5 protein-coding genes are annotated in these 6,725 nt (G+C 47.6%); 3 read left to right on the plus strand and 2 right to left on the minus strand.

Features of this window, described 5'->3' with window-relative positions:
* Positions 1–25: 25 nt before the first annotated feature.
* Positions 26–1,078, plus strand: coding sequence for a carbohydrate ABC transporter permease (locus tag G358_RS0119540; RefSeq protein ID WP_019638942.1), 1,053 nt, complete (start codon positions 26–28; stop codon positions 1,076–1,078).
* Positions 1,079–1,275: 197 nt separating this feature from the next.
* Here G358_RS0119540 and G358_RS0119545 read toward each other — a convergent pair whose 3' ends face one another.
* Entirely contained in the window at positions 1,276–2,247 is a 972-nt protein-coding gene (locus G358_RS0119545; protein WP_019638943.1) for a copper amine oxidase N-terminal domain-containing protein, read from the minus strand.
* 530 nt (positions 2,248–2,777) lie between these two features.
* On the opposite strand from G358_RS0119545, the gene G358_RS0119555 reads away from it, so the two are divergent.
* A complete protein-coding gene (locus G358_RS0119555) occupies positions 2,778–3,152 on the plus strand; it encodes a PH domain-containing protein (protein WP_019638945.1) in 375 nt (124 codons plus the stop codon).
* Between the two features lie 331 nt (positions 3,153–3,483).
* Here the strand turns inward: G358_RS0119555 and G358_RS30515 are convergent, their stop codons facing one another.
* The gene (locus tag G358_RS30515) at positions 3,484–4,356 is read right to left on the minus strand and encodes a TetR/AcrR family transcriptional regulator (RefSeq protein WP_019638946.1); all 873 of its coding nucleotides are present in this window, start codon (positions 4,354–4,356) and stop codon (positions 3,484–3,486) included.
* Positions 4,357–4,515: 159 nt separating this feature from the next.
* On the opposite strand from G358_RS30515, the gene G358_RS0119565 reads away from it, so the two are divergent.
* Positions 4,516–6,015: a DHA2 family efflux MFS transporter permease subunit gene (locus G358_RS0119565; protein ID WP_019638947.1), complete on the plus strand. Its 1,500-nt coding sequence runs from the start codon at positions 4,516–4,518 to the stop codon at positions 6,013–6,015.
* The last annotated feature ends 710 nt before the right edge of the window (positions 6,016–6,725 follow it).

The following is a 6,725-nucleotide window of genomic DNA, read 5'->3' on the forward strand; positions in this document are numbered from 1 at the left end:
GCCAGCGAGGAAAGGAGGAACGGACATGGATTCTACGCGAATGAGCAGCAAGGGGGCTGGCAACGGAAGCCACGGGATCAGTAGCGGGGCCAGCAGCGGAACCCCACATATCCATCGGGCCGGGCCACGCCTAAATGGCACAGGACCGGGCCTCCCTGGGGCACTGCCGCCTAGCAGCAAAGCCCGGGGACGAGCCCGCCTCAATGGCAAAGAACTGGCCTTCAAAATCACGCTTGGGCTGCTGTGCACGTTTATTTTTCTAATCATCATTTATCCGCTGTATTTCATCGTGATCGCTTCCTTCAGCGACTCCACGCTCGTAGCAACAGGCAAGGTATGGCTGGTGCCGAAAAATATCAGCTTCTTTGGATATCAGGAGATTTTCAAGGATATGCGGATCTGGACGGGCTACCGGAACACGGTGTTCTACACCCTGTTTGGCACCTTGGTCAACATGCTGTTCACGCTGCCGGCGGCGTATGTGCTGTCCCGGCGGGAGTTCCGGGCGAGGAAGGTCATTATGTTTATTTTTGTCGTGACGATGTTCTTCAACGGCGGCCTTATTCCGACTTACCTGCTGATGAAGGATTTGCATCTGACGAATACGATTTGGGTGTTCATTATCCCGTTCTGCGTCAACATCTTCTATTTAATTATCGCCCGGACGTTCTTCGAGAGCTCGCTGCCGCAGGAACTGCACGAGGCGGCGGTCATGGACGGCTGCTCGCACTTCACCTTTTTCTTCAAGGTGGCGCTGCCGCTTTCGAAAGCGATGATCTCCGTGATCGGCCTCTATTATTTGGTCGGGCATTGGAATGACTTCTTTACGGCGCTGATCTATATTCGCAATAATAACCTGCAGCCGCTGCAAATTATTTTGCGGGACATCCTGCTGTCTAATCAGGTGTTTGCCGGTGGGGCGGGCACCGGAGGAGACGCGGGAGGATACGCGCAGAGATATGCCGACCAGATCAAGTACGGCGTCATTATCGTATCCACGCTGCCGATTTTGATGATCTATCCGTTTATCCAGAAATATTTTGAGAAGGGTGTCATGATCGGTTCGATCAAGGGATAACAAAGCTCTTGAACTATCAACTCCAGCCAACGTTAAAAAGAATCGGCAAATCCACAAAAAGGATTTGCCGATTTTGATGCAGATTCACAGTTCCAATGATGCAGACTCACCGCTCTAACGATGTAGATAGCGGCTTACCGCTTTTCTATTGCTGTAGAGGGCGTTCTAACGCTGATCAATGGTTAGATCGGTGGAGATCACCGATTTCCGGGAATCTCCTGGATGATATCGGAATAAAGAGTGATTGGAGTTATAAAGCCAGGAGATACCTCTCCTTCATAATACCCCGTTATAGAAGTTCCATCTCCCAATGCAACAAAAGAAACCGGATCGCCAAAGGGAGGACCATAATACTGCTGCATCAGAGGCTCTCCAAAGGTTTCAATGTTACCTGCCTTATGCGAAAAAGTCGAACGTGGTCCAGATACATATTGTGCAATAAGCTTCGCCTCCCCATCTTTAATCTCCACAAATGAAGTAGTGTACTGATCATCGAATCTATATGAATCTGCTCTTCCTGCTATAAAAACATACCCATGGTTAGGCCTTGTTGGAAAGCCTAATTCTTTGAAATCGGACGTGATCGGCAGAGCAATGGCAGCTTTGCGTGCAGCCTGCAAATCCCCCTGTTCGATTAGAGAGGGATTAAACTTATACTCCGGCGAGTTGATAAAAACCATCTTGCGAATCGTTTCATACTGCACCTTGTAGCCGAATGCCTCGGTAATGAAACGAAGGGGCACCATCATACGCCCATTTCGGTTTTGAGCCGGAATTGTCATTTCGAGAGGTTTCCCGTCCCGAAGAGCGGTTTGGCTATCTTGGATAATTTCCAGGAAAATACCCTGATAATGATTGAAAATCCTGACTTTCCCCGTAGAAGGATGCCATTCATAGGATAACCCCATGGAAGAAAGAGCGCGGATCGGAACCAACAAATGGGACTGATCAAAAACAGGCGATACATCAGTTAAAATAAACTCCCCATTAACTACCATTTCTACAGGAGTTTGAATCTCCTCGGTATTTCCCGCAGCAAAGGTATTGGCCGACCCAATCCATCCAAACATAAATACAAGGAAGGATAAGAGCACCTTACTTTTTAACAGCTTAACTACCCCGCGACTATTCATGCTTACTGGTGAAAACTTTTTGACAACAACAGACAAACAAAAAACCTCCTAAATATAAGATCTAAACAGAGCATAGTGCTTGAAAAAAAAGAAAAACATCTGCCATTCCCGTAAGATAGATGGTTGTTGTGCTACCAATCCAACTGTGAGGAGTGACCAGATGTATAATTAACAGTATAGCGGTCTTTTGTTTGCTAGACTAGATGCCAATAACGAATAACGAAACAAGCTCTAAAAAAACGATGTACCACCGTCCGCCACGAAAATATCGACTACATGGTGCCCGACAGCCTGCCTGGATGATCATACCAAAGCCACACAAGCTCAAATGCCGATTCAAGCTCAAAGCCGAATCAAGTTCAAAAGCCGGATTAAACTCAAAAGCCGAATTAAACTCAAAAGCTGAGCCAAGCTCAAAAGCACAATTAAGCTCAAAAGCTGAGCCAAGCTCAAAAGTTTTGCAAAATCGACCCACGCAAGCATTCCCGGCCATCTGAACTTGTGTTATTCTGAATCTATCAATTTATCAATTGGATTGAGAGCGGTATCATTAGGAGGTTATATCAATGGCAGAGACACGTCATATTCTTGAATGGACACTGGTAGCGGAGTGCCCGATTCCACCGGATGTAAATGGTTTGCTCGTTCCAGGGGAAGCGGCAGTTGCTGCTTACAAAACTTTTAGGGACAGCGCTATATTTACCAACAAACGGTTAATTGTCAGAGATGCACAGGGTTTAACGGGAAAGAAGGTCGAGATTTACTCGCTGCCTTACTCTTCGATTGATATGTGGTCCACGGAAAATGCCGGCGGATTTCTCGATATGAACGCAGAGGTGGAATTATGGACTCGCGCAGGCCATATTAAAGTGAAGCTGCAAAAGGGCGTCGATATCCGCAGGTTCGACATGCTGATTGCAAATGCGCTTTTAAACAAGTAATTCTTAAGAAGGCAATAAGAAGGGCCTTATTCCCTTATTTATTTAAGTACATAATTACTATGAAAAATACCGTCCAGTGGCAGCAAGTGTGGCCGCTTGGCGGTATTTTCATGAATACAATTGCTGTCTGTTAGCTGAAGTCATCGGTAACGTCTATCGGCTCCCATTATCCGGATTGCCGCATTCACGAAGGACAAGGCTGCCTTGCTCTTCTTGCTGTACACGGCGAGGATTATCGCTTGGCCGAAGATCCCTTTTGGTCCAATCTAAATGAGCAAGCCCCTGTCTCTTAGGAGAACAGGGGCTTTGCATGATGTGGATATCTATTCATCTATTGTCTCATATATCTCCAGATCATGGTCATAATATCCTTAGCTTGGTCGTAGCCGTCAGAGCCTTTGAAAACCTCAATATACGGCTTCAGAAGTGCGTTGACGACCGCCTCGCGCAGAGGCTGCTGTTCCATTTCATAGCGCAGCGCTGCCGACAGATCGGCTTGCGATTTCGTGAATCTAAGCTGGCATGAGAAATCGTCCATCGCCTGCAAAATATCCTTCTGCTTGACCTCTTCCTGCGTCAGTTGGCCTTTCATCACATGCAGCTTCTCATCGTCAATGACGGAGGTGTTCCTCTCAACCAGGCATTCGATAATATGGCTCATGTAGTGCGGCAATACTGTACTGGCGACATCCTTTGGATCGAGGGTTTGATTGATATTCTTGGCCGTGAACATCAGGTGCTGTTGAATCCCCATGAAAATTACAGCGGCCTCAAAAGCGCATCGGCGTAATTTTTCGCCGTAAACGTCAACCAGACGGTCCGCGAGCCATCCGATTTCTACGATGCGATGGTGCATGACATATTGCTTCATTTCTTTATCCCTGGAATGCAGGATTTCCTCGAACAAGGCGGATAAGCCGTATTTCTGGCTCGTTTGCGAGATCATCGCGATTTGCTCGATTAAGACGTGGATATCGCTGGGATCCTTGCCGATCTGCAGCTCGCTTCTTTTCATGCGGGCTTCGTAACGCAGCTTTTCTAATACGGCGCTGACGCAATCGTTTTTCGATGAGAAATAATTGTAGAACGTCCCTTTGGAGATGCCTGCTCGTTCAATAATATCTTGAATAGAGGTTTGCATGATGCCCTTTTCAATAAACAGGGCAAAAGCATGGTCCACCACTTGCATTTTACGTCGATTCATGAGTTCCTCCGTACATCATTATACCAACAAGTATATCCGCGAAACTTCAGAAATACAATGTGAATTATACCCTGGGTCTAAAAACTTGATTTTATTGTACCGATGATATAAAATCATCAAGTGACTTAAATTTTAAATAGAGATAGGAGAAACTTCTGTATGAGCAGCACTGTCAAACAGTTAGAAAAGCCGCCCTACTTAATGATTGGCTTGTTATTTTTTGCAACCTTTGTTGCCTTTCTTAATAATTCATTACTTAATGTCGCTTTGCCGACGATCATGCATGATTTCAGCATCGATTATTCCGCCGTTCAATGGCTGTCCACCGGCTATATGCTGGTCAGCGGGATTCTGATTCCCGTATCGGCCTTTCTTTTGATGAAATTTACGAATCGCACCTTGTTTATTACGGCCTTATCCATTTTTACCGTAGGAACCTTGATCGCTGCGATTTCTCCAAACTTCGGCTGGCTAATCGCCGGCCGGATGATCCAGGCCGCAGGCTCCTCCGTCATGTCGCCTTTGTTGATGAACATTATGCTCATCAGCTTCCCGCGTGAGAAGCGCGGCGCAGCTATGGGGGTATTCGGTCTGGTCATGATCGTGGCCCCGGCCATCGGGCCGACGCTTTCCGGTTATATCGTGGAATATCACGATTGGCGCCTGCTGTTCGAGATGATTCTACCGTTTGCGGTGATCGCGCTGCTGCTGGCCATCTGGAAGTTCCGCAGCGTGATGCCGACGAAGGAGACCAAGCTGGACTACTTCTCCGTGGTGCTTAGCACGATCGGTTTTGGCGGATTGCTGTACGGCTTCAGTGACGCCAGCAGCGCCGGCTGGGGCGACCCTCTGGTCATAACCTGCATCGTTGCCGGCGTCATTGGAGTTACGCTGTTCGTCATTCGTCAGCTGCGCCTTGAAATTCCGCTATTGAACCTGGGCATTTATAAATATCCGATGTATTCGATGGCTGCCATCATTTCGGCCGTCAATGCGGCGGCGCTGTTCTCGGGTATGATTCTGACACCAGCCTATGTGCAAAATGTGCGCGGCATTACGCCGCTGGATTCCGGTCTAATGATGCTGCCGGGTGCTATCGTTATGGGGATCATGTCCCCGATCACCGGGAAGCTCTTCGATAAGTTCGGACCGCGTGTGCTCGGTTTTGTCGGCTTGACCATTACCGCTATTGCTACGTTTATGATGTCCAAATTCAATTTGGAGACGACGTATAACCATATCATCATGCTCTACTCCCTGCGTATGTTCGGGATCTCCATGGTCATGATGCCGATTATGACCAACGGCCTGAATCAGCTGCCTACGCGCCTGAATCCGCATGGTACGGCAGCGAACAACACGGTTCAGCAGGTTGCTGGTGCGATTGGTACCGCGATTTTCGTATCGATCATGAACTCGAAAACGAAATCGAGTGCGGCCAGTCAAATTGCAGCCATGGATCCAACCACGATTACGGATCAAGTGAAGGCCCAAATCGGCCAAACAGCTCTGCTTGAAGGGATTCAATATTCCTTCCTGATTGCGGCTGCGACGACCGTGGTTGCGCTAGTGCTTACGCTGTTCGTCAAGCGCGTAGACGTAAGTAAGGAGGCTCTGGCGAAGCTTGAGAGCGAACCTGTGCCTAATGCAGCGAAATAAGTGAAGTCCAGAAATTACATTAGTTTATCCAATCATGACCACCCGTTGGACGGGTGGTTTGTTGTTGGGGTATAACCCTCTGTTGCCAAACTGCGCCTAAAGACGCTAGCCTGACCACAAATCTGTTCAGGCTCAGTGTTACTTGTTACTTGTCACTTTCACTTACCAGTTAAACTGGTTTATTTCTTTTTGCTCTTGTTGCTGCATAACGGATCTTCAATGTAGTATTTGCACATCCACTTTGTGTGAGCTAAGCTATAGCTCTTATCCAAGACTGTTCCTTTCCCAGGGCTTAGATCGAAAATGTGACTCAGAACGTGAACGAAATTTTATAACGAAGTTGATGATCGCTAACTGAGTAAAAATAACCCTCCTCAAAATGTAACGAAGCTGGGCAACGTTATTTCAGTCTTTACTGCTCCAAACAGAGGATAAACGGCAAATAGAGTGTCTGAGATTCGTTGCTATGAACGTTTTTGTCAAACCCTCTATTTTTTCTGCCTGAGCACGTGGCGCGAGAGCAAAAATGCGAGCGACGGTCGGCACGCTGCTATCCGTGGGTTGGGTACCACATGTTATGCCTTCGTCAAGGAGAGCTTTTGCAAGCTAGAAACGCACGTTCAGTTCTTGGCAAACCTAGTGCAAACGAATCACGTATATTCTCTCCCGAACCTTCGTTTGCTCCCGGGCCTCGTGCTCCGGCGTGAGCT

Origin of the sequence: Paenibacillus fonticola DSM 21315, from assembly GCF_000381905.1 — a bacterium.
GTDB lineage: Bacteria > Bacillota > Bacilli > Paenibacillales > Paenibacillaceae > Fontibacillus > Fontibacillus fonticola.